Origin of the sequence: Mesorhizobium sp. J8, from assembly GCF_016591715.1 — a bacterium.
Classification (GTDB): Bacteria; Pseudomonadota; Alphaproteobacteria; order Rhizobiales; family Rhizobiaceae; genus Mesorhizobium.
Window position 1 is genome coordinate 2,881,061 of the sequence record NZ_AP024109.1, and the last position, 25,452, is coordinate 2,906,512.

General features: G+C 63.5%; 25 protein-coding genes and 1 pseudogene. 15 read left to right on the forward strand and 11 right to left on the reverse strand.

The features are described from left to right. Window positions 1-6: 6 nt before the first annotated feature. On the reverse strand, window positions 7-1,179 hold the full coding sequence (locus MJ8_RS13685) for a cystathionine beta-lyase (protein WP_201414854.1): 1,173 nt from the start codon (window positions 1,177-1,179) through the stop codon (window positions 7-9). 483 nt (window positions 1,180-1,662) lie between these two features. Between MJ8_RS13685 and MJ8_RS13690 the strand changes: the two genes are divergently transcribed. The 5 genes from MJ8_RS13690 to MJ8_RS13710 all read left to right on the forward strand — a co-directional run bounded on the left by MJ8_RS13690 (window position 1,663) and on the right by MJ8_RS13710 (window position 6,760). Further along, window positions 1,663-2,691, forward strand: coding sequence for an amino acid ABC transporter substrate-binding protein (locus MJ8_RS13690; RefSeq protein ID WP_201414855.1), 1,029 nt, complete (start codon window positions 1,663-1,665; stop codon window positions 2,689-2,691). A gap of 62 nt (window positions 2,692-2,753) precedes the next feature. Beyond that, the gene (locus MJ8_RS13695; protein WP_201414856.1) at window positions 2,754-3,941 is read left to right on the forward strand and encodes an amino acid ABC transporter permease; all 1,188 of its coding nucleotides are present in this window, start codon (window positions 2,754-2,756) and stop codon (window positions 3,939-3,941) included. 4 nt (window positions 3,942-3,945) lie between these two features. Continuing rightward, window positions 3,946-5,103 carry an amino acid ABC transporter permease gene (locus tag MJ8_RS13700; RefSeq protein WP_201414857.1) on the forward strand — a complete coding sequence of 386 codons (1,158 nt, stop codon included), beginning with the start codon at window positions 3,946-3,948 and terminating at the stop codon, window positions 5,101-5,103. Between the two features lie 77 nt (window positions 5,104-5,180). Beyond that, a complete protein-coding gene (locus MJ8_RS13705) occupies window positions 5,181-5,984 on the forward strand; it encodes an amino acid ABC transporter ATP-binding protein (RefSeq protein ID WP_052457670.1) in 804 nt (267 codons plus the stop codon). Between the two features lie 107 nt (window positions 5,985-6,091). Continuing rightward, a complete protein-coding gene (locus MJ8_RS13710; RefSeq protein WP_201414858.1) occupies window positions 6,092-6,760 on the forward strand; it encodes a TIGR02117 family protein in 669 nt (222 codons plus the stop codon). Between the two features lie 230 nt (window positions 6,761-6,990). On the opposite strand, the gene MJ8_RS13715 is transcribed toward MJ8_RS13710, so the two are convergent. Both MJ8_RS13715 and MJ8_RS13720 read right to left on the reverse strand, forming a co-directional pair. Then, window positions 6,991-8,223 (reverse strand): FAD-dependent monooxygenase, encoded by a 1,233-nt coding sequence (locus MJ8_RS13715; protein WP_201414859.1) that lies wholly within the window; start codon window positions 8,221-8,223, stop codon window positions 6,991-6,993. A 15-nt stretch (window positions 8,224-8,238) separates the two neighbouring features. Next, window positions 8,239-8,484, reverse strand: coding sequence for a zinc-finger domain-containing protein (locus tag MJ8_RS13720; protein WP_201414860.1), 246 nt, complete (start codon window positions 8,482-8,484; stop codon window positions 8,239-8,241). 241 nt (window positions 8,485-8,725) lie between these two features. On the opposite strand from MJ8_RS13720, the gene MJ8_RS13725 reads away from it, so the two are divergent. Both MJ8_RS13725 and ppx read left to right on the forward strand, forming a co-directional pair. Continuing rightward, window positions 8,726-10,921, forward strand: a complete 2,196-nt coding sequence (locus tag MJ8_RS13725) for an RNA degradosome polyphosphate kinase (RefSeq protein WP_201414861.1) — start codon at window positions 8,726-8,728, stop codon at window positions 10,919-10,921. Then, complete coding sequence (ppx, locus tag MJ8_RS13730; RefSeq protein WP_201414862.1) at window positions 10,918-12,453, forward strand: exopolyphosphatase; 1,536 nt, start codon at window positions 10,918-10,920, stop codon at window positions 12,451-12,453. The genes MJ8_RS13725 and ppx overlap by 4 nt, the downstream gene beginning before the upstream one ends. A gap of 128 nt (window positions 12,454-12,581) precedes the next feature. Here ppx and MJ8_RS13735 read toward each other — a convergent pair whose 3' ends face one another. The 4 genes from MJ8_RS13735 to betI all read right to left on the reverse strand — a co-directional run bounded on the left by MJ8_RS13735 (window position 12,582) and on the right by betI (window position 16,051). Beyond that, window positions 12,582-13,004 (reverse strand): DoxX family protein, encoded by a 423-nt coding sequence (locus MJ8_RS13735; RefSeq protein WP_201414863.1) that lies wholly within the window; start codon window positions 13,002-13,004, stop codon window positions 12,582-12,584. 175 nt (window positions 13,005-13,179) lie between these two features. Beyond that, window positions 13,180-13,602, reverse strand: coding sequence for a DoxX family protein (locus tag MJ8_RS13740; RefSeq protein WP_201414864.1), 423 nt, complete (start codon window positions 13,600-13,602; stop codon window positions 13,180-13,182). 195 nt (window positions 13,603-13,797) lie between these two features. Further along, on the reverse strand, window positions 13,798-15,195 hold the full coding sequence (fumC, locus tag MJ8_RS13745; RefSeq protein ID WP_201414865.1) for a class II fumarate hydratase: 1,398 nt from the start codon (window positions 15,193-15,195) through the stop codon (window positions 13,798-13,800). 205 nt (window positions 15,196-15,400) lie between these two features. After that, window positions 15,401-16,051, reverse strand: coding sequence for a choline-responsive transcriptional repressor BetI (betI, locus tag MJ8_RS13750; protein ID WP_201414866.1), 651 nt, complete (start codon window positions 16,049-16,051; stop codon window positions 15,401-15,403). A gap of 77 nt (window positions 16,052-16,128) precedes the next feature. On the opposite strand from betI, the gene choX reads away from it, so the two are divergent. Next, window positions 16,129-17,067, forward strand: a complete 939-nt coding sequence (choX, locus tag MJ8_RS13755; protein WP_201414867.1) for a choline ABC transporter substrate-binding protein — start codon at window positions 16,129-16,131, stop codon at window positions 17,065-17,067. 8 nt (window positions 17,068-17,075) lie between these two features. Continuing rightward, window positions 17,076-17,900 (forward strand): alpha/beta fold hydrolase, encoded by an 825-nt coding sequence (locus MJ8_RS13760; RefSeq protein ID WP_225248248.1) that lies wholly within the window; start codon window positions 17,076-17,078, stop codon window positions 17,898-17,900. Here MJ8_RS13760 and MJ8_RS13765 read toward each other — a convergent pair whose 3' ends face one another. Then, a complete protein-coding gene (locus tag MJ8_RS13765) occupies window positions 17,901-18,659 on the reverse strand; it encodes an NIPSNAP family protein (protein WP_201414868.1) in 759 nt (252 codons plus the stop codon). Window positions 18,660-18,807: 148 nt separating this feature from the next. Between MJ8_RS13765 and MJ8_RS13770 the strand changes: the two genes are divergently transcribed. Then, the gene (locus tag MJ8_RS13770; protein ID WP_201415424.1) at window positions 18,808-19,434 is read left to right on the forward strand and encodes a TetR/AcrR family transcriptional regulator; all 627 of its coding nucleotides are present in this window, start codon (window positions 18,808-18,810) and stop codon (window positions 19,432-19,434) included. 4 nt (window positions 19,435-19,438) lie between these two features. Here the strand turns inward: MJ8_RS13770 and MJ8_RS13775 are convergent, their stop codons facing one another. After that, window positions 19,439-20,026, reverse strand: a complete 588-nt coding sequence (locus MJ8_RS13775) for a hypothetical protein (RefSeq protein ID WP_201414869.1) — start codon at window positions 20,024-20,026, stop codon at window positions 19,439-19,441. A 148-nt stretch (window positions 20,027-20,174) separates the two neighbouring features. Here MJ8_RS13775 and MJ8_RS13780 point away from each other — a divergent pair, with 148 nt between their 5' ends. After that, the gene (locus tag MJ8_RS13780; RefSeq protein ID WP_201414870.1) at window positions 20,175-21,305 is read left to right on the forward strand and encodes a metallophosphoesterase; all 1,131 of its coding nucleotides are present in this window, start codon (window positions 20,175-20,177) and stop codon (window positions 21,303-21,305) included. A 46-nt stretch (window positions 21,306-21,351) separates the two neighbouring features. Here MJ8_RS13780 and MJ8_RS13785 read toward each other — a convergent pair whose 3' ends face one another. Then, window positions 21,352-21,531 carry a CsbD family protein gene (locus MJ8_RS13785; RefSeq protein ID WP_201414871.1) on the reverse strand — a complete coding sequence of 60 codons (180 nt, stop codon included), beginning with the start codon at window positions 21,529-21,531 and terminating at the stop codon, window positions 21,352-21,354. A gap of 168 nt (window positions 21,532-21,699) precedes the next feature. Here MJ8_RS13785 and MJ8_RS13790 point away from each other — a divergent pair, with 168 nt between their 5' ends. Together MJ8_RS13790 and MJ8_RS13795 are read left to right on the forward strand one after the other, a co-directional pair. After that, window positions 21,700-22,353: a glutathione S-transferase family protein gene (locus MJ8_RS13790; RefSeq protein ID WP_201414872.1), complete on the forward strand. Its 654-nt coding sequence runs from the start codon at window positions 21,700-21,702 to the stop codon at window positions 22,351-22,353. Between the two features lie 95 nt (window positions 22,354-22,448). Further along, window positions 22,449-22,778 carry a YciI family protein gene (locus MJ8_RS13795; RefSeq protein ID WP_201414873.1) on the forward strand — a complete coding sequence of 110 codons (330 nt, stop codon included), beginning with the start codon at window positions 22,449-22,451 and terminating at the stop codon, window positions 22,776-22,778. A 100-nt stretch (window positions 22,779-22,878) separates the two neighbouring features. Here MJ8_RS13795 and MJ8_RS13800 read toward each other — a convergent pair. Beyond that, window positions 22,879-23,827 (reverse strand): IS630 family transposase gene (locus tag MJ8_RS13800; RefSeq protein ID WP_201414874.1). Its coding sequence is split into 2 segments (ribosomal slippage): window positions 22,879-23,490 and window positions 23,492-23,827, totalling 948 coding nucleotides; the frame shifts between segments, so codons are not numbered across the junction. Between the two features lie 209 nt (window positions 23,828-24,036). Here MJ8_RS13800 and MJ8_RS13805 point away from each other — a divergent pair. Together MJ8_RS13805 and MJ8_RS13810 are read left to right on the forward strand one after the other, a co-directional pair. After that, complete coding sequence (locus tag MJ8_RS13805; protein WP_201414875.1) at window positions 24,037-24,792, forward strand: SDR family NAD(P)-dependent oxidoreductase; 756 nt, start codon at window positions 24,037-24,039, stop codon at window positions 24,790-24,792. 305 nt (window positions 24,793-25,097) lie between these two features. Then, window positions 25,098-25,415: pseudogene (locus MJ8_RS13810) on the forward strand (YkgJ family cysteine cluster protein); the annotation flags it as partial. Between the last annotated feature and the right edge of the window lie 37 nt (window positions 25,416-25,452).

Genomic DNA, 25,452 nt, shown 5'->3' on the forward strand with positions numbered 1-25,452 from the left:
AGCCCGTCACTCGGCGGCGGCCGCCGCGGCCAGCCCGCGCAGAATGTCGGCCTTGAGGTCCTCGACGTCTTCCAGCCCGATCTGCAGCCGGATCAGCGATCCGGCATACGAACCTTTGGCGAGCGTGCGGTCGCCGAGGAAGACCGGAACGGCCAGGCTCTCATAGCCGCCCCAGGAATAGCCGAGCCCGAAGATCTTGAGCGCATCGAGAAAAGCGTGCTGCGCCTTCTGCCCGCCGCTCTTGAGCACGACCGAGAAGACGCCGCTCGAGCCGCAGAAATCGCGCTTCCAGAGTGCATGGTCGGGATGGCTTTCCAGCGCCGGGTGCAGCACTTGCGCGACGCCTGGCTGTTCCTCGAGCCACCGCGCGATATCGAGCGCGCTCTTGCGGTGATGCTCGAGCCGCACTCCCATCGTGCGCAGGCCCCGCAGCACCTGATAGATGTCGTCGGGCCCCGAACAGCAGCCCAGCGTGCAGAAACCCTCGTAGAGTCTCTTCCAATAGGTCTCGTTGGCAGAAACCAAGCCGAGCAGCACGTCGGAATGGCCGGCCGGATACTTGGTCGCCGCATGGATCGAGATGTCGACGCCATGGTCGAGCGGCTTGAAGTAGAGCGGCGTCGCCCAGGTGTTGTCCATCATCACGATGGCGCTTGCCTCATGCGCAGCCTTGGCGATGGCCGGGATGTCCTGCACCTCATAGGTGTTCGATCCCGGCGATTCGGTGAACACCACCTTGGTGTTCGGCTTAATCAGCGATGCGATGCCGGGGCCGATGCGCGGCTCGTAATATTCGACCTCGACGCCGAGCCGTTTCAGCATCGTATCGGCGAAGTGGCGCGTCGGGTGGTAGACGCTGTCGACGATCAACAGGTGATCGCCGGCGGCAAGGAAGGCGAGCAGCGGCACCGTCACCGCAGCGAGTCCCGAGGGAACGGCGATGGTTCCGGCCGAGCCTTCCAGCGCATCGACGGCGAGCGTTAGCGCATCCATCGTCGGCGTGCCCCGCGTGCCGTAGGTATATTTCTGGCTGCGCCCGGCCATGGATGCCGCGTCTGGATAAAGTACCGTCGAGGCATGCACGACCGGCGGATTGACGAAGCCGAAATAGTCGCGCGGGTTGTTGCCGGAATGGGCAAGCAGCGTGTTGATGCCCATTTCGATGCCGTCTCTAGCCATGGTTCGTCGCCAGCCAATTGATTTAAGGGTCGAATGATGTCAGGGGACCAGCCATAAAGCGGTGGCAAAGCCCGCGCAACCGCGCCGGACTCGCCAAAGGCCGGTCTTCCGCTAGGCCAATCCAGCGGCGCGCGCGCCCAATAAAGCAGCGCTATTGCCGAAGCGGATTTTGCCGCCCGGTCATGGATTCGCGGCGGCGCAACTTGACTGATTTGTTTGCATGGCCTGCCGGTTTCATGGCGCTCTTGTTCGCAATTCAGGCATTTGCGGCAATTGCTTTTCAAACCTCCCGGGATTCGGTCATTCCCCTTGACCTCACAGGAATAATCGCCTTCGATGCGTTTCGTGAATGGGAGGCAGTGCATCGGCAACCGATGCGGGTCCGGGAGTGGCCTTGAAGTGGGAAGCTGCATTCACAAACGAAAAAAGATCGGGTGTCGCCTGGCAGCAGGGGCGCCTGTAACAGAAAAGGGTCTGTGGGTCATGAAACACATTGCAATCGGCATCCTTGGCGCCGCCGCGCTCGGGTTCATGGCGTCCGCCGCTTCGGCCGGCACGCTCGACACCGTCAAGCAGAAGGGCTTTATCCAGTGCGGCGTTTCGACCGGCCTGGCCGGCTTCTCGGCACCGGACGACAAGGGCGAGTGGAAGGGCATCGACGCCGACTTCTGCCGCGCCGTCGCGGCCGCGGTCTTCGGTGACGGCACCAAGGTCAAGTTCACGCCGCTCAGCGCCAAGGAGCGTTTCACTGCGCTTCAATCGGGCGAGATCGACATTCTGTCGCGCAATACCACCTGGACCAGCAACCGCGACAGCGCGCTCGGCCTCGATTTCGTCGGCGTCACCTACTACGACGGCCAGGGCTTCATGATCAACGCCAAAAAGCTGCCGGGCGTGAACTCCGCGCTGCAGCTTTCGGGCGCCGCCGTCTGCGTTCAGAGCGGCACCACGACCGAGCTCAACCTCGCCGACTACTTCAAGAAGAACAAGATGGAATACAACCCCGTCGTGTTCGAGAAGCTGGAAGAGGTCAACGCTGCCTACGACGCAGGCCGCTGCGATGCTTACACCACCGACCAGTCCGGCCTTTACGGTATCCGCCTGACCCTGTCCTCGCCGGCCGACCATGTCGTTCTGCCGGAGATCATCTCCAAGGAGCCGCTCGGCCCGGCCGTGCGCCAGGGCGACGATCAGTGGGCGCATATCGCGCGCTGGACATATTTCGCGCTGCTGAACGCCGAAGAAGCCGGCATCACCCAGGCGAATGTCGACGAGATGAAGACGTCGACCGACCCGAACATCCAGCGTATCCTCGGCACCGAGCCCGACGGCAAGTACGGCGCCGATCTCGGCCTCTCCAACGACTGGGTCGTCAACATCGTCAAGGCCGTTGGCAACTACGGCGAGATGTTCGAACGCAATGTCGGCTCGGGCAGCCCGCTCAAGATCGCGCGCGGCATCAACGCGCTGTGGACCAAGGGCGGCCTGCAATACGGCCCGCCGATCCGCTGATTGAAATGTGATCCGGGAGGCAGGTCGTCTGCCTCCCGGTTTCTCTTTTCAGGGGACGGTCCATGGCTTCGCAGGAAATCCTTCGCGAGGGGTCGAGCCGCGGCTCCTTCATCAATGACCCGAGAATACGCAGCCTGTTCTTTCAGACGCTGGTTGTGATCCTGCTGTTCGGTTCGATCTGGTGGATCGTTCACAACGTCATCGAGAATCTCCAGCGCCTGCACATCGCTTCAGGCTTCGGGTTCCTGAAGAGCAGGGCCGGCTTCGACATCTCCGACACGCCGATCGCCTACACATCCGATTCGACCTATTTCCGCGCGCTGGTCGTCGGTTTGCTCAATACCATCATCGTTGCTGTCGCCGGCATCGTGCTTGCCACCATCGTGGGCTTCACTATCGGCATCGGCCGTCTGTCGAAGAACTGGCTGATCCGCAAGATCTGCACGGTCTATGTCGAGATCTTCCGCAACATTCCGCCGCTGCTGGTCATCTTCTTCTGGTATTCCGGCGTGCTCGCCGTGCTGCCGCCACCGCGCGAGAGCATCCATCTGCCCCTCGGCTCCTTCCTCAACCAGCGTGGTTTCTATCTGCCGCGCGCCGTCTGGGGAGATGGCTCCTGGCTGATCGGCGTGGCATTGCTGCTCGCCATCGCGATGACCTGGTTCGTCGCCCACAGGGCGCGGCAGCGGCAGCGGGCAACCGGCCAGCAATTCCCGGTGTTCTGGACGTCGGTCGCTCTCATCATCGGCCTGCCGGTGCTTGCATTCCTGCTTAGCGGCATGCCGCTTTCTTTCGATTTCCCGAAGCAGTCGACCTTCAATCTGACCGGCGGCTTCTGGATCAAGCCGGAGTTCCTGTCGCTGTTGCTGGCGCTGTCCTTCTACACCGCGGCCTTCATCGCCGAGATTGTGCGCGCCGGCATCAGGGGCGTCAGCAAGGGCCAGAGTGAAGCGGCGGCCGCGCTCGGCCTGCGCTCCGGCCCGATCCTGCGGCTGGTGGTCATTCCGCAGGCGATGCGCATCGTCATCCCGCCGCTCACCAGCCAATATCTAAACCTGACCAAGAACTCCTCGCTGGCGATCGCCATCGGTTATCCCGATCTCACCGCCACCGCCGGTACCGTGCTGAACCAGACCGGGCAGGCAGTGGAGGGCGTGTTCATCATGATGATCGCTTATCTGGTGCTGAGTCTCGTGACGTCCTTCGTCATGAACATCGTCAACGCCAGAATGGCGCTGGTGGAGAGGTAGGGCCATGCAGGAACACGACATGTCCTGGGTGCGCACCGAGATGGCGCTTGCGCAGCCCGCTCCGCCTACCGAACGCGGCGCCTATGCCTGGGTGCGCAAGAACCTGATCGGTTCGGTCGGCGACACCATCCTGACAGTGTTGGGCATCGCCATCGTACTTTGGGTCTTGCCGCAAATCATCAACTGGGCCTTCATCAACGCCGTTTGGACCGGCCCGGACCGCACGGTATGTACGACCGCTTCGCAAGGCGGCATCCAGCCCGACGGTTGGACAGGCGCCTGCTGGGCTTTCGTCAACGCCAAGTTCGGCCAGTTCATGTTCGGCACTTACCCCGTCGAGGAGCGCTGGCGGCCAATACTGGTCGCCATCCTGTTCGTGGCGCTGCTGGTGCCGATGCTGATCCCGCGCGTGCCGCGCAAGGGGCTGAACGCGCTTCTGCTCTTCGTGGCGCTGCCGATCGTCGCCTTCTTCCTGCTGGTCGGCGGCGTGTTCGGCCTGCCGCATGTCGAGACGCCGCGTTGGGGCGGGCTGCTGGTCACGCTCAGCCTGTCCTTCGTCGGCATTGCCGTGTCGTTGCCGATGGGCATCGTGCTGGCGCTCGGTCGGCGCTCGAAGATGCCGATCATCAAATGGCTGTGCGTCGTCTTCATCGAGACGGTGCGCGGCATTCCGCTGATCACGGTGCTGTTCTTCGCCAGCGTCATGCTGCCGCTGTTCCTGCCGGAAGGCGTCAGCTTCGACAAATATCTGCGGGCCCTGATCGGCGTGTCGCTGTTTGCCGCCGCCTATATGGCGGAAGTGGTGCGCGGTGGCCTGCAGGCGATCCCCAAGGGCCAGTATGAGGGCGCCGACTCGCTCGGCCTTGGCTACTGGCAGAAGATGGGCCTGATCGTGCTGCCGCAGGCGCTCAAGCTGGTCATCCCAGGCATCGTCAATACCTTCATCGGCATGCTCAAGGACACCAGTCTGGTCCTGATCATTTCGATGTTCGACCTGCTCGGCGTGGTGAAGCAGAACTTCGCCGACCCGAACTGGGCGACGCCGCAGACCCCAAAGTCCGGCCTGATCTTTGCCGCCTTTATTTTCTGGCTGTTGTGCTTCGGCATGTCGCGCTATTCAATGTACACCGAACGCCGGCTCGACACCGGCTACAAACGCTGATGCGTGTCGCCTAAAAGCGTGTAGCGGTTTGGGCTGACGACATGTATCAAACGCAACGATAAAAAGGGGAATTGGCCATGGCCACCGAAAACGCCGTCAGCGCGGAAGACCTCAAGGTCAATGCCGGAAAGATGCATGTCTCGACCACCGATGTGGCCATCGACATCGTCGGCATGCACAAATGGTACGGCGAGTTCCATGTGCTCAAGGACATCAACCTCAAGGTGATGCGCGGCGAGCGTATTGTCATCTGCGGTCCGTCCGGTTCGGGCAAGTCGACCATGATCCGCTGCATCAACCGGCTGGAGGAACACCAGAAGGGCAAGATCATCGTCGACGGCAAGGAGCTCACCAACGATCTGAAGAAGATCGACGAGGTGCGCCGCGAGGTCGGCATGGTGTTCCAGCACTTCAACCTGTTCCCGCATCTGACGATCCTGGAGAACTGCACGCTGGCGCCGATCTGGGTCCGCAAGATGCCGAAGAAGCAGGCCGAGGAGATCGCCATGCATTTCCTCAAGCGCGTCAAGATCCCGGAACAGGCCAACAAATATCCCGGACAGCTCTCAGGCGGCCAGCAGCAGCGCGTGGCGATCGCCCGCTCGCTCTGCATGAATCCGCGCATCATGCTGTTCGACGAGCCGACCTCGGCGCTCGATCCCGAAATGATCAAGGAAGTGCTGGAGACGATGGTTGGCCTCGCCGAGGAAGGCATGACCATGCTGTGCGTGACCCACGAGATGGGCTTTGCCCGCAAGGTCGCCAACCGGGTGATCTTCATGGATCAGGGCCAGATCGTCGAGCAGAACACGCCGGCCGAGTTCTTCGATCATCCGCGCCATGAGCGCACGAAGCTGTTCCTGTCGCAGATCCTGCACTGAGCGATCTGACGCCAATTCGAAGCCCGGCCGCGAAACGGCCGGGCTTTTTTGCTATCTGGCAACCGACTGAGAGGGCTGGCCTGATCGAAAGGGACCGCCGCACCCCTATGAGGAAGATCTGGCGTTCGCTGGCCGCACTGCTTGCCGCGGTGCTTCTTGCCGCCGCGCTCGGCACGGTGGTGCCGCGCCCGCTCTGGCCCGCGGCGATGGCCGAAGGCGAGGGGACGCGGCACATCCTTGTGCTGAAGAATCCGATCCACACCGACATCGCCGTGCCCCTCGATGACGGTGTGCGCCGGCGATTTGCTTTCCTCGCCGATGCCGGCCTGCCGATCGAGGTCCCGGAGGCGCGCTATATCGTCCTCGGCTGGGGTGGCCGCGCCTTCTATCTGGAGACCCCCACATGGTCGCAATTGAAGGCGGTGCCGGTGCTGAAGGCGCTGACGCTGGACGCCTCGGTGATGCATGTCGACGTTGCCGGGGCAATCAAGGAGCCGAACCCGGATGTCGCCGGCTTCGATATCGACGAGGCGCATTTCGTGGCGTTGCTCAACTATATCGCTGCGAGTTTCCGGCAGGGGCCGAATGGACCGATGGTGGTCGAGAACGCGCGCTATTCGACCTATGACCGTTTCTACGAAGCCGATGGCCATTTCAACGCGCTGGTCGGCTGCAACACCTGGACGGCGGCGGGACTGCGCACCGCCGGCCTCCGCACCGGTTGGTGGAACCCGATCCCGGTATCGCTGTGGTGGTCGATGGGGTTGTATGACTAAGAGCTCGTCCTTGTAAGACTGGCCAACGTCTCATTCCTTCGCGCCCCCCTCTGTCCTGCCGGACATCTCCCCCACAAGGGGGAGATTGGATGTCACGACGGCTTTCGCTAATGACCAACGTTGCAAGAGAAGCGCCGGCGGCGAAACTGCCAATCTCCCCCCAGTGGGGGAGATGTCCGGCAGGACAGAGGGGGGCGCTGTCCCGCCAGCCTATCCGGCCGTCAGGCACCCTACCGCTGCACCACCTTCTGCTCCGCCCACCCGTACAGCCAGTCGAGATCCGCGGCGAGCTTTTCCGGCGGCCGCGCCGCCAGCACTAGGTTACGCGCAATCGCCATCGGTCCCCGGGCATGCCAGGCCAACCGGTTCAGCGCGCCGCGTTTCAGGACCTTTTCGACGCGCGGCCGCCTGAGATTTTCCCAAATGGCAAGGCCCTGGGCCGGATCGCCTGAAAAATCGGCGACCAGATCGGCGAGCATCGAGGCATCCTCGATCCCCATGGCCGCGCCCTGCGCCGCGAACGGCGTCATGGCATGTGCGGCGTCGCCGATCAGCGCAATGCCCTCCGGCATTGTCCAGCGCCGCTGCGCGACCGTGTGGATGGGGAAGGCCGTCCATGGCCCGGCAAGCGCCGCCAGCTTCGCCAATGTTGCCGCCGTGCCCCGCATGGCGGTCGAAAGAATGGCGGGGTCGGCGTGGCCGGACCAGCCTTCGGCGATGCGCTCGCCCTTGGTAAAGGCCGCAAGGTTGAAGGCGCTGCCCTTGCTCACCGGATAGGCGACCATGTGGAAGCCCGCATGCAGGAAGGTGGTCACGCAGTTGGTAGCGCCGATCTGCATGAAGGCCTGGCCGGCGGCGCTTTCCGCCGGGACCGTCGCGCGCCAGGCGAGCTCGCCGGAAAAGCGGCTTGCTGCAAAGCCGGCAGTCCGGGCAAGTCCGGCGCGAACCGACGACCAAACGCCGTCGGCTGCGACTAGCAGGCCGCCCGCGACATTCGTCGCTTTGCCGTCGATCTCGACTGCCGCGGTCACGCTGTGGGGGCCGACGGCGGTGCCGGTCACGCGCGCGCCGGTGACGAGCTCGATATCGGGCCGCAGCGCCGCTGCCGCGATCAATGCCGCCTGCAGGTCCGCTCGGTGCGCCACGAGATAGGGCGCGCCCCAGCGCTTTTCTCCGGCCTCCCCAAGCGGCACGCGGGCCAGCTCTCGCAGGCTCCTTGCATCCTTCAGCACCACCGCTTCCGGCCGGATTGCCTCAGGCAGCAGGCGATCGAGGACGCCGAACCGGCGCAGGACGCGGGTCGCGTTAGAGGAAAGCTGGAGGCCGGCGCCGGCCGCTTCGAGTTGCCTGGCCTGCTCCAACAGTCTTACCGGGAAGCCACGCTCTGCAAAGGCAAGCGCCGCCGTCAGCCCGGCAATGCCAGCCCCGGCAATGACGACCTGCCGGGACCGTGTTTCACTCATGGTTGGAAAGGAAGATCAGGCGGCCTGATCGACATAGAGGCAGCCGGCCGGCTGCGTTTCCGTCGCCTTCAGCGACGGCGAATAGCGATAGAGCGTCGAGCAATAGGGGCAGACCTTCTCATTGTCGTCGCCCATGTCGAGGAACACATGCGGATGGTCGAACGGCGGGCTGGCGCCGGTGCACATGAATTCCTTGACGCCGATCTCGATGACCGAATGGCCCGCGTCGTTCTGGAAATGGGGAATGCTGCCGCCTGCCATCGTCGTCTCCAATCGGGTTCGGCCAGTGGGTGTGACCAGCCTGCATCTGGAGCATAACAGACCAGTTTGCAAGATCGATGAAATCAAACTGTCGCAAAAGCCTGTCAGAGGATAAGTTGAGCCGGTTAAGCGCATGAGGCCGGGCGAGGAGCGATTCCGTGACGATCATGCGTCACAAAAACATGTTAGAGCGTCGCCAAATGGCGCTCCAAGGGACGGTAGTGGGCAAGAGCGGGAAACCATGAACGAACTGAAGCCTGTGCAGAGCGAGTTCATCACCGTTGAGGCGGCAAGTCCGGACGGCGGCAATCCCGACCGTTTCGTCAACCGTGAGTTCTCCTGGCTGCAATTCAACCGTCGCGTGCTCGAGGAATCACTGAACGAGCATCACCCGCTGCTCGAACGCGTCCGTTTCCTGTCGATCTCTGCCGCCAATCTCGATGAATTCTTCATGGTGCGCGTCGCCGGCCTCGCCGGCCAGGTGCGCGAGGGCATTGCGCTGAAGAGCCCGGACGGCCGCACGCCCGAGCAGCAGCTCGAGCAATTGCTGCGCGAGGTCGAGCGGCTGCAGGAAGACCAGCAGAAGAGCCTCTCGGCGTTGATGACCTTGCTCAACAAGGAAGGCATCGAAAGCATCACCCGCGACGCGCTCACCAAGGACGAAAAGGTCTGGCTGGAGCAGCATTTCCAGGAGCAGGTGTTCCCGGTGCTGACGCCGCTGTCGATCGACCCGGCGCATCCGTTCCCGTTCATCCCCAATCTCGGCTTTTCGATCGCCTTGCAGTTACGCCATCGCAAGAACGGCGAGGAGATGAGCGCGCTCTTGCGCCTGCCGGTGGCGCTCAGACGCTTCATCCGTCTGCCCGACCGCAAGCATCATGTCCGCTTCATCCCGCTGGAGGAAGCGGTCGGCATCTATATCGGCAAGCTTTTCCCGGGCTATGAGGTCAAGGGCTCGGGTACGTTCCGCATCATCCGCGACAGCGATATCGAGGTCGAGGAAGAGTCGGAAGACCTCGTGCGCCTGTTCGAGACGGCGCTGAAGCGGCGCCGGCGCGGTTCGGTGATCCGCATCGAATTCGACACGCTGATGCCGGCGGAACTACGCGATTTCGTCGCCGGCGAGCTCGGCGTCTCGGCGAGCCGCATCAGCGTTCTCACCGGTCCGCTTGCGCTCAACCAGATCTCCGAGATCGTGGCCATTCCGCGCGACGACCTGAAGTTCACGCCCTACAATCCGCGCTTCCCCGAGCGCATCCGCGAGCATGGCGGCGACTGCCTTGCCGCCATCCGCGAGAAGGACATCATCGTCCACCACCCCTACGAGTCGTTCGACGTCGTGGTGCAGTTCCTGCGTCAGGCCGCAGCCGATCCGGAAGTGGTGGCGATCAAGCAGACGCTCTACCGCACCTCGAACGACAGCCCGATCGTGCGCGCGCTGATCGACGCCGCCGAGGCCGGCAAGTCGGTGACCGCCCTGGTCGAGCTCAAGGCGCGCTTCGACGAGGAGGCCAACATCCGCTGGGCGCGCGACCTCGAACGTGCCGGCGTCCAGGTCGTGTTCGGCTTCCTGGAGCTGAAGACCCATGCCAAGATGTCCTTGATCGTGCGCCGCGAGGACGGCCGGCTGCGCAACTATGTGCATCTCGGCACCGGCAACTATCATCCGGTCACCGCCCGCATCTATACCGACTTGTCCTTCTTCACCACCGATCCGACCATCGCGCGCGATGTCGCGCAGATCTTCAACTTCATCACCGGCTATGCCGAACCGGCCGAGGAGATGCGCCTTGCCGTGTCGCCTTTCACGCTGCGCAAGCGCATCCTGAGGCATATTGCCGAGGAAGTCGCCCATGCGCGCGAGGGCCGGCCGGCCCGCATCTGGATGAAGATGAACGCTCTGGTCGACCCGATCATCATCGACGCGCTCTACGACGCCAGCCGCGCCGGCGTCGAGATCGACCTCGTCGTGCGCGGCATCTGCTGCCTGAGGCCGCAGGTGCCGGGCCTTTCCGAGAACATAAGGGTCAAATCGATCGTCGGCCGCTTCCTCGAGCACAGCCGTATCTTCTGCTTCGGCAACGGCCACGGCCTGCCGTCGGACGAGGCGATCGTCTACATCTCGTCCGCCGACATGATGCCGCGCAATCTCGATCGCCGCGTCGAGACTCTGGTGCCGATCACCAATCCAACTGTGCATGAACAGGTGCTTGGCCAGATCATGCTGGGCAATGTCATGGACAACCAGCAAAGTTTCGACGTATTGGCTGACGGCACCTCCCGGCGCGTTGTGCTGGAAGAGGGCGAGGAACCGTTCAACGCGCAGGAATATTTCATGACCAATCCGAGCCTCTCCGGACGGGGCGACGCGCTGAAATCGCATGCGCCCAAGCGCATTGCCCAGTTCAAGCGCCGCAAGAAGAACGGCGCCGCGTGATTGCAGTTTCCCAAGGCCGGCTTCAGGACCGGCGGCCGCTGTCGATCATCGACATCGGATCGAACTCGATCCGCCTTGTCGTCTATGAGGGACTGGCGCGCTCGCCCACGCTTCTGTTCAACGAGAAGATGCTGGCCGGCCTCGGCCGCGGCATCGTTTCGACGGGCAAGCTCGACCCCGAGGCGGTGACGCGCTCGATGGAGGAGTTCCGCCGCTTCCGCGCGCTGTCGGATCAGGCGGGCGCCGAGCATATCTATGTGCTGGCCACCGCCGCGGCGCGCGAGGCCGGCAACGGCCCCGATTTCATCCATCGCGCCGAGGATGTGCTGAAGACGGAGATCCGCGTGCTCACCGGCCGCCAGGAGGCTTATTATTCGGCGCTCGGCGTCATCTCCGGCTTCCATCCGGCAAACGGCATCGCTGGTGACCTTGGCGGCGGCAGCCTCGAGCTGATCGACATCAATCGCGAAGCGATCGGCGACGGCATCACACTGCCGCTCGGCGGCCTGCGCCTGCAGGACATGGCGAAGAACTCGCTGGTGCAAGCGCAGAAGATCGCGCGCCAGGAGCTGGCGCGGGCGAAGCTTCTCAAGGGCGGACAGGGCAGGGTCTTCTATGCCGTCGGCGGCACCTGGCGAAACCTCGCCAGGCTGCATATGGAGATGACCAACTATCCGCTCGGCGTCATGCATCACTACGAAATTTCGGCCGACAGCGCGCAGGTCTTCCTGAAGCAGGTGGCCAAGGGCGAGGTCGAGAAGGTGAGAGGCATCGAGGGCGTCTCCAAGAACCGTCGCTCCCTGCTGCCTTACGGCGCGGTCGTGCTGCAGGAGATCATGACGGCGATGCAGCCCTCGAAGATCGTCGTCTCGGCGCAGGGCGTGCGCGAGGGCTTTCTCTATTCGCTGCTCGACGCCGAGGAGCAGAATTCCGATCCGCTGATATCGGCTGCGGAGGAACTGGCGCTGTTGCGCTCCCGCTCGGTGCACCACGCGCACGATCTGGTCGAATGGACCGGCAAGGCGTTCAAGGCCTTCGGCATCGACGAAACGGAAGATGAGGCGCGTTATCGCCATGCGGCCTGCCTGCTCGCCGATATCGGCTGGCGCGCGCATCCCGAATATCGCGGCAGGCAGTCGCTCAACATCATCGCGCATGCCTCCTTCATCGGCGTCGACCATCCCGGCCGCGCCTATCTGGCCCTGGCCAACGCCTATCGCCATGACGGCATCTTCAACGATGGCGTCGCGCCGGAGATCAAGGCGCTGGCGCCGCCGCGCCTGCTCGAGCGCGCCCGCGTGCTGGCGGCGATGATGCGTGTGGTCTATCTGCTGACCGCGGCAATGCCGGGCGTGATGCCGAGGCTGAAATGGGAAAGCCGCGGCAACGGCGCGCTGGCGCTGGTGCTGCCGGCCTCGCTCTCCGACCTCTATGGCGAGCGGCCTGCCGGACGGCTGGCGCAGCTCGCGCGCATCACCAACCGCCGCCTGGTGCTGGCGGTCGAGGGCGGGCCGAGCGTTTCGGTAAAATAGGGCGTTTCGCTAAATAGCACCGACTTTAAAGCATGTCTCCCGAAAGGGGAACCGGTTTCGGGATAAAGACATGCGCAAATTAAAAAACCTAAAGCGCATGGAGCGAATCTGAAAGATCGCGACGCGCTTTAGGTCACCTCGGCATTGAGGCCGAAGCCACGCCCGTCAGCCGACCATGCGCCGGCGCCGGCCATGGCGAGGGCCAGGAAGCCGCCGGCAATGGCGATATCCTTCATGAGCATCTGCTGGTGCAGGAAGGCAAGCGTGGCATCGTCGCCGCCCTGGCCGTAGTGGCCGATGAAGCCGGCGACCACGCAGAAAGCCGCAAGCAGGAGCGCCACGATCCGCGTCTGGAAGCCGACGAGGATCAAAAGCCCGGCAACCAGCTCGAACAGGCCGGTGCCCCAGGCTGCCAAAATGGGCAGCGGCAGGCCGAGGCCGGCGAAATAATTGGTCGTGCCGGCGATGTTGGTGAGCGCCTGGAAGCCCGACGGCACGAACAGCGCGGCAAGAAGGAGCCGCGAGACCAGAAGCAACGCGTTGCGAAACATGGCCACCTCCCTCGCCGGCGACGCCGGCTGCCGGTCCAATCTACGCCTGCAACGAAAAGGCGGCGCGAAAAATTCCGCGCCGCTTTGCGTTCAAGGCTTGGGAGGGGAGCGATTCCAGGAAGCAACCAGGCGCGGCGGCTTCGCCGTCGCTTTCCATCGGAATTGCATCAGTGTCTTAGGCGCGCTTGGCGTCGATCGAATAGGCGCCGGCGCCGGACGAGGCGAGCAGGATGAAGCCGCCGGTGATGGCGAGGTTCTTGAGGAACTGGATCATCTGCATCTGGTCGGCCCAGCCGGTGTGCGCGACCAGCCCGGTGGCGATCGTGAAGATGGCGAGCACCCAAGCGGCGATGCGGGTCTGGAAGCCGAGCAGGATGGCAAGGCCGCCGAGCAGCTCGATCAGGCCGACAACGACGGCGGTTACGGTCGGCACCGGCAGGCCGAGCGCGCCGAAATAACTGGCGGTACCGGAAATGGCGGTAAGCTTGCCGAAGCCGGAAAGCAGGAAGATGACCGAAAGCAGGATGCGGCCGAGCAGGATCGTCGTGGAGCTGTTGGACGCGGTGCCGTTGCCGGCGACGGAAGAGTTGATGGACATGGCGGTTTCTCCGAGCGGGTTGGTCCGTCAGATAAACGATCGGGACTGTTCACAAAAAGCCGCCTATGTGGCGACACATTGTTCACAGAAACCATGTTCTATGGTTGTGAAACCGCCCCGAAATTAATTTCGCCGGAATCGGCCCCGGGAGCAAATTCTCCCACCGCAAAACATTGATCTGTGGCTTGAGCGTCTTTACCCCGGATGCGTCATATCCTCCGGCCGCACCAGCCGGTCGTAGTCGGCCTCGCTAACCAGGCCGGTGGCGAGCGCTTCCTCGCGCAAGGTCGTGCCGTTCTTGTGCGCGGTCTTGGCGATCTTGGCGGCGTTGTCGTAGCCGATGGTCGGCGCCAACGCCGTCACCAGCATCAGCGAGCGCTCGAGCGCGGCCTTGATGTTGTCCTCGCGCGCTTCGATGCCCACCACGCAATTATCCGTGAAGGACACGGAGGCATCCGCCAGCAACTGCACCGACTGCAGGAAGTTGTAGGCCATCAGCGGGTTGTAGACGTTGAGCTCGAAATGGCCCTGGCTGCCGGCGAAGGTGAGTGCTGCATTGTTGCCGAACACCTGCACGCAGACCTGCGTCAGCGCCTCGCACTGGGTCGGATTGACCTTGCCGGGCATGATCGAGGATCCGGGCTCGTTCTCCGGCAGCGACAGCTCGCCGAGGCCGGAGCGCGGGCCGGAGCCGAGCAGGCGGATGTCGTTGGCGATCTTGAAGAGGGCCGCGGCGGCCGCGTTGATCGCGCCATGCGAGAACACCATGGAGTCGTGTGCTGCGAGCGCCTCGAACTTGTTCGGCGCGGTGACGAAGGCGATGCCGGTGATCGAAGCTATGCGGTCCGCCACCTTTTCCGCGAAGCCTACCGGCGCGTTGAGGCCGGTGCCGACGGCAGTGCCGCCCTGAGCCAGCTCCTGCAAACCTGGCAGCGTCTGCTCGATCCGCTTGATCGACGAAGCGACCTGCGCGGCATAGCCGGAAAATTCCTGGCCGAGCGTGAGCGGCGTGGCGTCCTGCGTATGCGTGCGGCCGATCTTGATGATGTGGTTGAAGGCGCGGGCCTTCGCGTCGAGCGCCTTGTGCAGATGGTGCAGGGCAGGGATCAGGTGGTGCACGACCCGCTCGGCGCAGGCGATGTGCATGGCCGTCGGATAGGTGTCGTTGGACGACTGGCTCATATTGACGTGGTCGTTCGGATGCACCGGCTTCTTCGAACCCATCACGCCGCCGAGCATTTCGATCGCACGGTTGGAGATCACCTCATTGGCGTTCATGTTGGACTGCGTGCCGGAGCCGGTCTGCCACACCACCAGCGGGAAATGGTCGTTAAGCTTGCCGTCGATGACTTCCTGCGCGGCGTCCACGATCGCCTTGCCAATGGCCGGATCGAGCCGCTTCATCTCCATGTTCACCTCGGCCGCGGCGCGCTTGACGATGCCGAGCGCACGCACGATCGAAGCCGGCTGTTTTTCCCAACCGATCTTGAAATTGCCCAGCGAACGCTGCGCCTGCGCGCCCCAATAGCGGTCGGTCGCCACTTCGATGGGACCGAACGTATCGGTTTCGGTTCTGGTCTTTTCAGCGCTCACGGGAACTCTCCGGTCTGTCGATTTGGGCAACGGCGTATCGCGTTGCACAAACGGCATCAAGCGGAGATTGCGGGAGGGAAAGATGCAAATCGGTTGAAGGCCGGGTCAATCGCACCCCCCTCCTGGATCAGATATCCAGCAGGGCAGCGGGGACGCTGTCGCAACGCGGGCGGTCAAGCGCGGAAACTCTCGCCGGGTGTGAACTTTATCCGGCCGAGGCCAGCTCGACGGGCGCGGGCTGGCGTGGCGCCAGCCGCCCCGCGATGAAGTCCTTGACCTGGCGCACCGCCTGCTCGCGCGTGACGCTGCCCGGCTGCAGGCCGAGCCTGAGCCACAGTCCGTCGATCAAAGCGGTAACGCCAAGCACGATCTCGTCGGCCAGTTCCGGCGAAGCGAGGCCGCGCAGGCCGGACAAGAGGTTCGAGCGCATGCGTGCGTGGATCACCTTCTGGATGCGCGCCAGCTTCTCGTCGCGCGGCACCTCGGCGCAGAGCGACAGCCAGGCATGGCAGAGCGGCGGCAAGAACAGGTGCTCCTCGAAATTCCCCTCGATCACGGCGTCCAGCCGTTCCATCGGAGACCGCGCCCGCTGCAGCCTGGCGACGACGGCGTGACAGAGCACGGCGTTGGCTTCGCGCATGGCGTGCTCGAACAGCTCCTGCTTGTTGCGGAAATAGTGCAGCACGATGCCCTTCGAGGCGCCGGCCTGGGCCGCGACCTTTTCCAGCGTCGCGCCGGCAATGCCTTCGCGCTCCAGAACGGCGAAGGCCGCCTGCCGCAACTCCTTGCGGCGTATGTCGCTGAGGCGCGTGAGTTTCACTGGGCCGATCCATGCATGGCGAATCCATGTTGACATTTTCGTCCGTCCAGATCAACAATTGACCAATGGGACAATAAATCGACCAATAGGTCAAAAAGATGAGGAGAGCTGAAATGTTGCGCATGCTTGCAAATGGCGTCTGTTTCGCGGCCCTGATGATGGCTTCGCAGGCGGCTCGGGCCGCCGAGGCCGAAAGCTGCAAGGCAGTCCGCATCGCCGAGCCGGGCTGGAACGATCTCGCCTTTACAACCGGTGTGGCCAAGGTGCTGCTCCAGGCGCTCGGCTACGAGCCGCAGAGCGAGGTGCTCGGCATCAACGTCATTTACGAAGGCATGAAGAATAAGGACCTCGACCTGTTCCTCGGCTACTGGGATCCGGCGATGGTCACCTATTACGAACCCTACAAGAAGGACGGCTCGATCGAGAATGTTCGGGTCAATCTGGTCGGTGCCAAATACACCTTCGCCGTGCCGACCTATGTCTGGGACGCCGGCGTCAAGGACCTGTCCGACCTGCACAAATTCGCCGACAAGTTCGGAAAGAAGATGTACGGCATCGAGCCGGGCTCCAACCAGCTGATGATGGACGCCATCGCCGATCCTCAGTTCGACCTCGGCGGATGGCAGGTGGTGGAGTCGAGTGAAGCCGGCATGCTTTCGGAGGTCGGCTACGAGATCAAGGAGAAGCAGTTCATCGTCTTCCAGGGTTGGGCGCCGCATCCGATGAACACGATGTACGACTTCAAGTACCTGACCGGTGGCGACAAGTTCTTCGGTCCGAATTTCGGCGCCGCCACCGTGACCACCCAGGTGCGCAAGGGCTATCTCCAGGAATGCCCGAACGTCGCGCAATTCCTGAAGAACCTCGCCTTCGACATCGACATGGAAAATGTCGGCATGGGCTACCTTATCAATGACGGCATGAAGCCGGAGGACGGAGCGCTGAAGTCGATTACCTTGCATAAGGACCGCCTCGACGCCTGGCTCGCCGGCGTCACCACCTTCGACGGCAAGCCCGGCCTTGCCGCGGTCAAGGAAAAGCTCGGGCTGTGAGGCCGGCGTTGTTGGAGCCTGGGGAGCAGGGCATCGAGCAGACCGCATGGTCCTGCGGCAAGCGGGTTGTCGATGTCGGCGGCCTCGACCTGGCCTATGTCGAGATCGCCGGCGCGGAGCCGCCGTTGCTGCTGATTCACGGCTTCACCGATACCAGCCGCAGTTTTTCTCTGCTGGCGCCGCATCTTCCCGGGCGCCGACTGATCATGCCGGACTTGCGTAGCCATGGCGCCTCGCAGGCGGGCGAGGGCTGCGGCGTCGCCGACTTCGCCGCCGACATTGCCGGACTGGTCCGGCGCTTGCGGCTTGACCGGCCGGTCGTCGTCGGACATTCGCTGGGCGGCATGGTGTCGATCGCCCTGGCCGCGCAATATCCGGAACTGATCGGCGGGATGGTGATCCTGGCCAGCACGCTGAAGCCCGACTTCGGATCGGATCACCAACTGATCGACGGCGTCGCGGCCTTGCGCGACCCGATCTCGCCGTCCGATCCGTTCTATGATTGGTGGCATGCCTGCCGGCCCGGTGTGCCGCGGGCCTTTCTCGCCGGCCTCGCGCAAGATGCGTCCGCGATCCCCGCGGCGCGCTGGCGCGCCATTCTCGAGGAAATCCGCCGCACCGATCTGACCGCCGCGGCGCGCGCCGTTCGGGCCCCGGCCCTGATCATCGCCGGTGGGCGCGATCCGCTTTTTGGTGAAGCGCACCAGAAGTCGATGGCAGGGGCGCTGACTGGATCGCGTCTGATTTGGGCGCACGACTGCGGCCACAACCCGCATTGGGACGAGCCGGCCTTTGTCGCCAAGGCAATAGCCGGTGTGCTGCCCGTCAGGTGATTATCGCAACAGCGACCGGGCCGTAGGCATCAGGCGCAGTGTCTCAACTGGCTTTGTGGAAACGGCCTGCATGGTTTCGCGAACCGCTTGCCATGCCGGCGAAGCGGCGAGGGCGGCCCGATGGCTCGCATGGGTATCGTCATCGTCGAACCCCGTGACGATGACGAAGACGTTTTCGGAGGCCCGCACAGGCAAACGCGGAAACGTATTCTCGGCATACTCGCTGACGAACGCGCCAAGGAGCGGGGCGCCGTTTGCGGCAAGCAGCGGAACCGCCTCGGTCCGGAAGCGCTCGTTAAAACCGGGCTCCGCACCTGATTGTAAATGATGAATCGAAATCTCAACAAAGCCAGACAAGCGGCTCTCATCGCTCATACTTTCGGCTTCGGTAGCCGTCGAGCGTCGCATCCCTGACAGGTCGAACGCCGCACCCGGCCAAGCCGGCTTCAGCAGCAGCACGTCGTCGGAATCGATCATCGTCGCATTGGCGGCGTCGCGATGCGCGGCCCAGACCGGCCCGCCATAGAAGGCGCTCAGCGCGTCCTTCCTTGCCTGCATGTCCTCGAAGCCGCGCAGCCAGACGAACATGTCGGGGCGGTCGAGGTCGCGGAACTGGCCGATGACGGTCATGCCTGTCGCTTCCTGCGTCTCGACGAACTCCCGATCGAACAGCGCGATCAGCGTTTCTCGACGTCCCGGCTTCAGCGTGTATTGCCGCAGCTCCACGACAGGCGAGGCAAGGCGGAAAGGTCGGGTCATGGCCAGAACCTCAAAACAGGGTGATTGTCCTGTTCATAAACAGACCGGTTGTCCTGTTTTGTCAATCTGGTATCGTGATGGAATGTCAGGAGAGGTTGCAACTCGGCCGCGAGCGCGGCGCAAAAAGCGCACCAACGATCCGGAAGGCATGCGCCGGCGCGTGCTCGACGTAGCGGAAGGCGCTTTTCAGGCGCGCGGCTATCACGCCTCGAGCCTTGGCGATCTGATGGCGGCGGCCGGCGTCACGGGCGGCGCGCTGCATCATCATTTCCCGACCAAGAAGGCGCTGGCGCTGGCGGTGATCGAGGAGCGGGTGGCGGCAGCGGTCCGGGAGACCTGGATCGACCCGGTGCTGGCGGCGCCCTCGGCCCGCGAAGGTGTGCGCGCCGTGTTCGAGGCTGTGGCGGCGGAACTCGAGCAGCAAGGCTATGTGCGCGGCTGCCCGCTCAACAACCTGGCGCATGAATTGTCGCTGGCCGACGATGAATTTCGCTCGGCGCTGGCCGGGATCTTTGCCGATTGGCGCCAGGCGATCGCCGACAAGATCCGGGCCGATCAACAGGGCGGCGGAGAGGGTGAGACCGATCCGGAGCGTTTTGCGGCGTTGACCGTGGCGGCCTATTCCGGCGCCATGTCGATGGCCAAGGCATCGCAGGACGCCGGGATGTTGCGGGAGTGCCTGAAGGGGTTGGAAAGTTCCGAGCTGCCGTCATCGCAGGGCCAGTTGACGGCAAAGCGTCGTCGCCGTGTGTTGCTGCGGTCTAAGGTCGGATAATTCCTCACTCCTTCAGCGGCTTGATCGTCTCGAACCCCACCTCGCTCTGTGCGCTCGTCCCTTCGTCGTACCGCCGCGCCAGCACCGCCCTCAGGTCCGGCGAATAGAGCGCGGTGAAGGTGTCGATGACGTTGCCCGTATCGCCGGTGATCGTTTCGCTGATCGCGAGCACATTGTATTTGCAGTCGCCGAGCTTGTAGCTCTCCTTGCCCTTGACGGCCAAAGCCAGCGTCTCGGTGCCCGTCGGCGCCTTTTTCGAAGACAGCCGCACGAAATCGGTCTTGCTCCTGGCGCCGGCCTTCAGCGGGAACAGCTTCTTCAAGTCGCCGAGCGGAATCATCGACAGCCGCCCGGTGTCGCTGTCGCGAAACACTTCGATCAGCCCGGCGTAGAGATATTGCGTCTGCGGCGAGTCCGATTCGTACTTGTTGGCGACGGCGACCATGCCGCCGGGCGCCGGTCGGAACTCGCTGCTTATGCCGGGCTTTTCGAGCACGAAGCCGGCTTTCGCGGTTTTGGCGTCGACGCAGTCTGCGGCCTGCGCGGCGCAGGCGAGCATGGCGAATGTCATGCCGGCTATGAGGGTCTTCATGCCTTCCTCCCCTGGATGCATGTGCCAAAGCAATGACAGACCCCCGTTGCTCTGTCGACCAACAGCCATTCACGATTGCACCGGGTGTGAAACGCCTTTCCGGCACGGAACTGGACGGGGCGGTTCGAGGGTGTTTAATCGGGTGACGATGAATCGCTCTTCGCCAGCAACCGTGTCGCGCCGCACCTTCATCGCCGGGATGGGAGGTCTCGCTGCCGCCTCTGCCTTGCCTCGCGCGGCCTTCGGCCAGACCGGCAAGCGCGTCCAGCCGATCGATGCCACCTTCCTCTTCATCGCCGATATCCATGCCTGCCGCATGGCGAGCGGCCTCAGCCCCAACTGCCGGCAGGAAGGCAAGACCGATGCGGCACTTCTGCGCAATGTCGCGGCGCTGAACGCGATTGCGGACAAAAGGTGGCCGGCCGAGATCGACGGTGTCTCCACCGGCCTGCATTCAGCCGGCACCCGCATCGGCACGCCGCTCGGCCTCGTCACCGGCGGCGACATCACCGACGATGGCGGCGGCCAGGTCACCGAGCCCAGCGAAGGCACGCAGCTTCTGCAGTTCTCCCAGCGCTACCAGGAGGGCGTCGGGCCGGACCGCGTCCACATCCCGGTCTATGTTGGGCTCGGCAATCACGATCTCGACCAGAACGGCTCGCCGCCGCATGTGGATTGGTATCGCCGCGAATTGCGCGACTATGTCGAGGTCAACCATCGCCCCGGCGTGTTCTTCAAGCCGCCGGTGCCGGCAACCGAATACGACGTCGACACGGACTGCTACTCCTGGGACTGGGGCGGCCTGCACCTCGTCCAGACGCACCGCTTCGCAGGCGACACCGGCCACGGCGCGCCGAGCAGCCTGCCCTGGCTGAAGCAGGACCTCGCCACCTATGCCGGCGACGGCCGTCCGGTGATCCTGTTCCAGCACTACGGTTGGGACAGTTTCTCGATCGAGCGGTGGGATCCGGTGAAGCGCACCTATGACGACGATGGCGCCGGCCGCCCGCATTGGTGGGGCGAGGCCGATCGCCAGGCACTGCTGGCCGCGATCAAGGGTTACAACGTCATTGCCGTCTTCCACGGCCACCAGCATGAGGTGCCGATGATCTACCAGCGCGACGGGCTCGACATCGTCAAGCCGAAGGCGGCTTATATGGGCGGCTTCGCGCTGGCGCGCGTGACGGCCGACAACATGGATGTGGCGTTGGGCGAGGCGGTCGGCGATCACGGCGAGATCGTCTTCACCAACGCCTTCACCAAGCAGTTCCAGACATGAAAAGGCCGCCTCGCGGCGGCCTTGCCGGTCCTGTCTTCAAGGTGAGTCAGAACGCCTTATTGACCTTGTCCTTCACGTCGCCATAGGCCTTCTGCACCTTGCCGGCGAGTTTGTCGGCGGCACCTTCGACCTGGGTTCGCCGGTTGCCGGTGGCCTTGCCGGCCGCTTGCTTGACCGAACCCTTCATCTGCTTGGCAAGACCGGCGACCTGATCCCTGTTCACCATGCGCGCATCTCCTGGGTCTGGATGGGAAGCTGGATATGAGAACTGTATCCGGCAGCCAAACGCACGCAGAGTTTGTTGGTTCCGCAAACCGGCGGTGCGACAATGGCTTTCGGCTCGAAGGTGAAGCGGTTAGGTTTGGGCCGCAACCAGCATGGAGAGAGGTCAGTCTTGGCGGAGTTCACCCTCTATATCGGCAACAAATGCTTCTCCTCCTGGTCACTCAGGCCATGGGTAGCGATGAAGCACCTGGAGATCCCTTTCGAGGAAGGCTTCGTGCGGCTGCGCACGCCGGAAACGGCGGCCAACCTTGCCAAGGTATCGCCGACCGGCTTGGTGCCGGTGTTGAATCACAAAGGCAGGATCGTTTGGGAAACGCTTGCAATCCTTGAATATCTTGCTGACCTCTACCCTGAGAAAAAGCTCTGGCCGGAGGATCTTGCCGCCCGCGCGCTGGCCCGCTCGGTGGCGACCGAGATGCATTCCGGCTTCCGCGAGGTCCGTTACGGCTGGCCGATGAATCTGCGCCGGCCGAAATCGCACAAGCCGCTCGATGCCGAGGGCGAGGCGCAGCGAGCGAGGATCGAGGCGATCTGGCGCCAGTGCCGGGAGCAATATGGCCAGGGCGGTCCGTTCCTGTTCGGCCATTTCACCGCGGCCGACGCCATGTATGCGCCGGTGGTCACGCGCTTCGACACCTATGGCGGCGAGCTGGCGCCCGTCACCCGCGCCTATGTCGACGCGGTATTGGCGACGCCGGCGATGCGGCACTGGTATGCTGAAGCCGCCAAGGAGCAATGGCCGGAGCCTGGCCCGGACGAATAGAGCTGTCGCGCAAGAAGGTGTAACGTTTCGTGGAACTTGCGCAGCCGATCCGCACCGTGGGCGGCCGGCGGCAATAAGCTTTCGGAGCAGGACCTATGGCCACCAGCGAAGCACCGCGTGAAGCCTTGGCATCGACGATCTTCCATTGCCGGCTGATCCCGCCTCGGCCGGACTTCGCCCTCACCATGACGGAGGAGGAAAGGGCGCTGATGGGCAGGCATGCCGACTATCTGCGCGAGAAGCTCCGCGAAGGCGTCATGATCATGGCAGGCCCGGTCGCCGATCCGGCCGGGCCCTGGGGGCTGCTGATCCTGCGTGCCGGCAGCGAGGCGGAGGCGAGGGCCGTAACCGATGGCGATCCCGTATCGAGTTCGGGCCGCGGCTTCCGCTATGAAATCCTGCCGATGTTGAGCGTGATCATGTAACGCACCGATGGAAAACGCCTCCCGCGCATTTCTAGTTCGGGCCTTTCCTGTTAGGGCCTTTCCTGTTCGGCACAAAGCCGCCAAGGAGTCCTAGAGTCTTTCATGTTTTGACGGAAGCGTATCCGGCGTTTTCGAAGTAGTTCTTGCATTCGGCTGCCTCGATGGCTTCGACGAGGTGGCCGATGTGTCGCCAAGTGTCCTCGACGGTGCGTTTCTGCGCCTGGCGCATCCAGTGCTTGATCTTGGCGAAGGCCTGCTCGATCGGATTGAGGTCCGGTGAGTAGGGCGGCAGGTACCAGAGCCTGGCGCCAGCGGCTTTGATCATCTGCCTGATGGCCGCCGACTTATGGCTGCCCAGGTTGTCCATGATGACGATGTCGCCGGGCTTCAGCACGGTGATGAGCTGCTGCTCGACATAGGCGCGGAAGCATTGACCGTTGATCGGTCCGTCGAAGACGCAAGGTGCCGCGAGCCGATCACAGCGCAGCGCGCCGAGGAAAGTCAGCGTGCGCCAATGACCATGTGGAGCCAGGCCGCGCAGCCGCTTGCCCTTCGGCCCCCAGCCGCGCAGGGGAGCCATGTTGGTCTTGATCCAGGTCTCATCGATGAAGACCAGGCATTGGGGATCGAGGCCGGCCTGCCAGGATCGCCATCGCTGGCGCCGACGGGCAATATCGGCACGTGCCTGCTCAAGGGCGAACAGCGTTTTTTTTGAAGCTTAGCCCTTCGCGGCGCAGGAACTGCCACACCGCATTGTGCGAGACCTTGACCCCGCGCGCGGCCAACTCGTCCTTCAGCCGATGTAGCGACAGATCAGAGGTCTGGTTGATCCGCTCCACGATGAAGGCTCGATGCGGTTCCAGAACCCGCTTACGGTGGCCACCCATCTTGCCCGGCGCCACCGAGCCGGTTGCCTGATGACGCTGCAACAATTTCACGGTTGTCGAATTTGCGATACCGAACCGCTTGGCGGCCGACCGGCGGCTCTCGCCACTCAAAACCGCCGCAACAACCCGCTCGCGTAAATCATCGGAAAGAGGTCGAACCATCAGATGCTGGCCTCCTATCCAGCCAGCATCTTGAATCACAAATCAGGCCGAGCGGGAATCCCCTCCGATTCAATCAAGCTATGAAACGCTCTAGGCCCACGGGCTGAAGCCGGGACAGCTCCAGATCGCGTCAACTGGTCCGGTGGCGGGCTTCACGCTTCGGCCGCGCGGCCTATGTGAAGGAGCGGGCGGGCATCTGGAGATTTCTCATGACATCCGCAAATTCAACACTCACGGGCAAGGTAGCGCTCGTCACCGGCGCCTCGTCAGGTATCGGCGAGGCGACTGCCGCGGCCCTTGCCGCGGCCGGGGCGAAAGTCGCGGTCGCCGCCCGTCGTGCCGATCGCCTCGAAGCACTGGTTGCCCGCATCGACAAGGCGGGCGGCGTCGCTCTCGCCATTGAAGCCGATATCGCCAAGGCCAGCGACATTGTCGCGATGGTCGACAAGGTCGTATCCGAATGGGGGCGGCTCGACATCCTCGTCAACAATGCCGGCGTCATGCTGCTTGCCCCCGCGGCCGAAGCCGATCTCGACGACTGGCGGCGAATGATCGAGCTCAACCTGATCGGCCTGATGGCGACCACCAAGGCGGCGCTGCCGCATCTCAAGGCCTCGAAAGGCCATATCGTCAACGTCTCCTCGGTGGCCGGCCGCGTGGCCAATCCGGGCGCGGCCGGTTACGCGGCGACCAAGTTTGGCGTCGTCGCCTTCTCGGAGGCGCTGCGCCGGGAGGTCTATGCCGACAAGGTGCGCGTCACCGTCATCGAGCCGGGCTTGGTGCGCACCGAGCTCGGTGATCACATCACCAATGCGGAATTCAAGGCCGGGCTCGAACACCGTCTCGCCACTATGGAAGCGCTGACTGCCGAGGATATCGCGAACGCCATCTTCTATGCCGTCAGCCAGCCGCCAAGGGTCAACGTCAACGAGATACTTATCCGCCCGACCGATCAGGAACGCTGAACAACGAATAACGCCTCTCGCGCTTTTTACACGCGGGAGGCGTCTTTTTGCCGTCAACCTTTCTCGATTGCTCTCGAACTGCTGACAGCAAGGATAAAACCGGCAGCCGGCGAAAGAGTTCCCCCGCAAGCAAAAAAGTGTTGCCGGAAAATTGCGTTGAAGGGTGGACGGGCACCGCAATCCTTGAGCATTTCACCGTTTCACGGAAACGGTGAAATGCTCAAGCTCCTCGTTTTTACGCAATTCCGGGCGGAAAACCGCTCACACTTTTCCTGGAATTGCTCTAGGCCAAGACAAAGGCACGCATGAGGATCGCCTTGCCGCTCGACCCCGCCATTTCCTTTCCGCTTTCGCAAAGCGTCGCCTTCGACTGCCAGAGCTGCGGCGCCTGCTGCTCCTACGCGGCCGACTGGCCACGCTTTTCCACCGAGGAGGATGAGCAGCTCGACCGCATTCCGGCCGAGCTGGTTTCAGCCGACCAGTCTGGTATGCGCTGCGAGGGCGCGCGGTGCGCGGCGCTCACCGGCGAGGTCGGCAAACACACGGCCTGCGGCATCTATGATCTCCGCCCAGATGTCTGCCGCGCCTGCATGCCCGGCGGCGACGACTGCCTGATGGCGAGGGCGGCGCACGGGCTGAAACTGCCAATCTCCCCCCTTG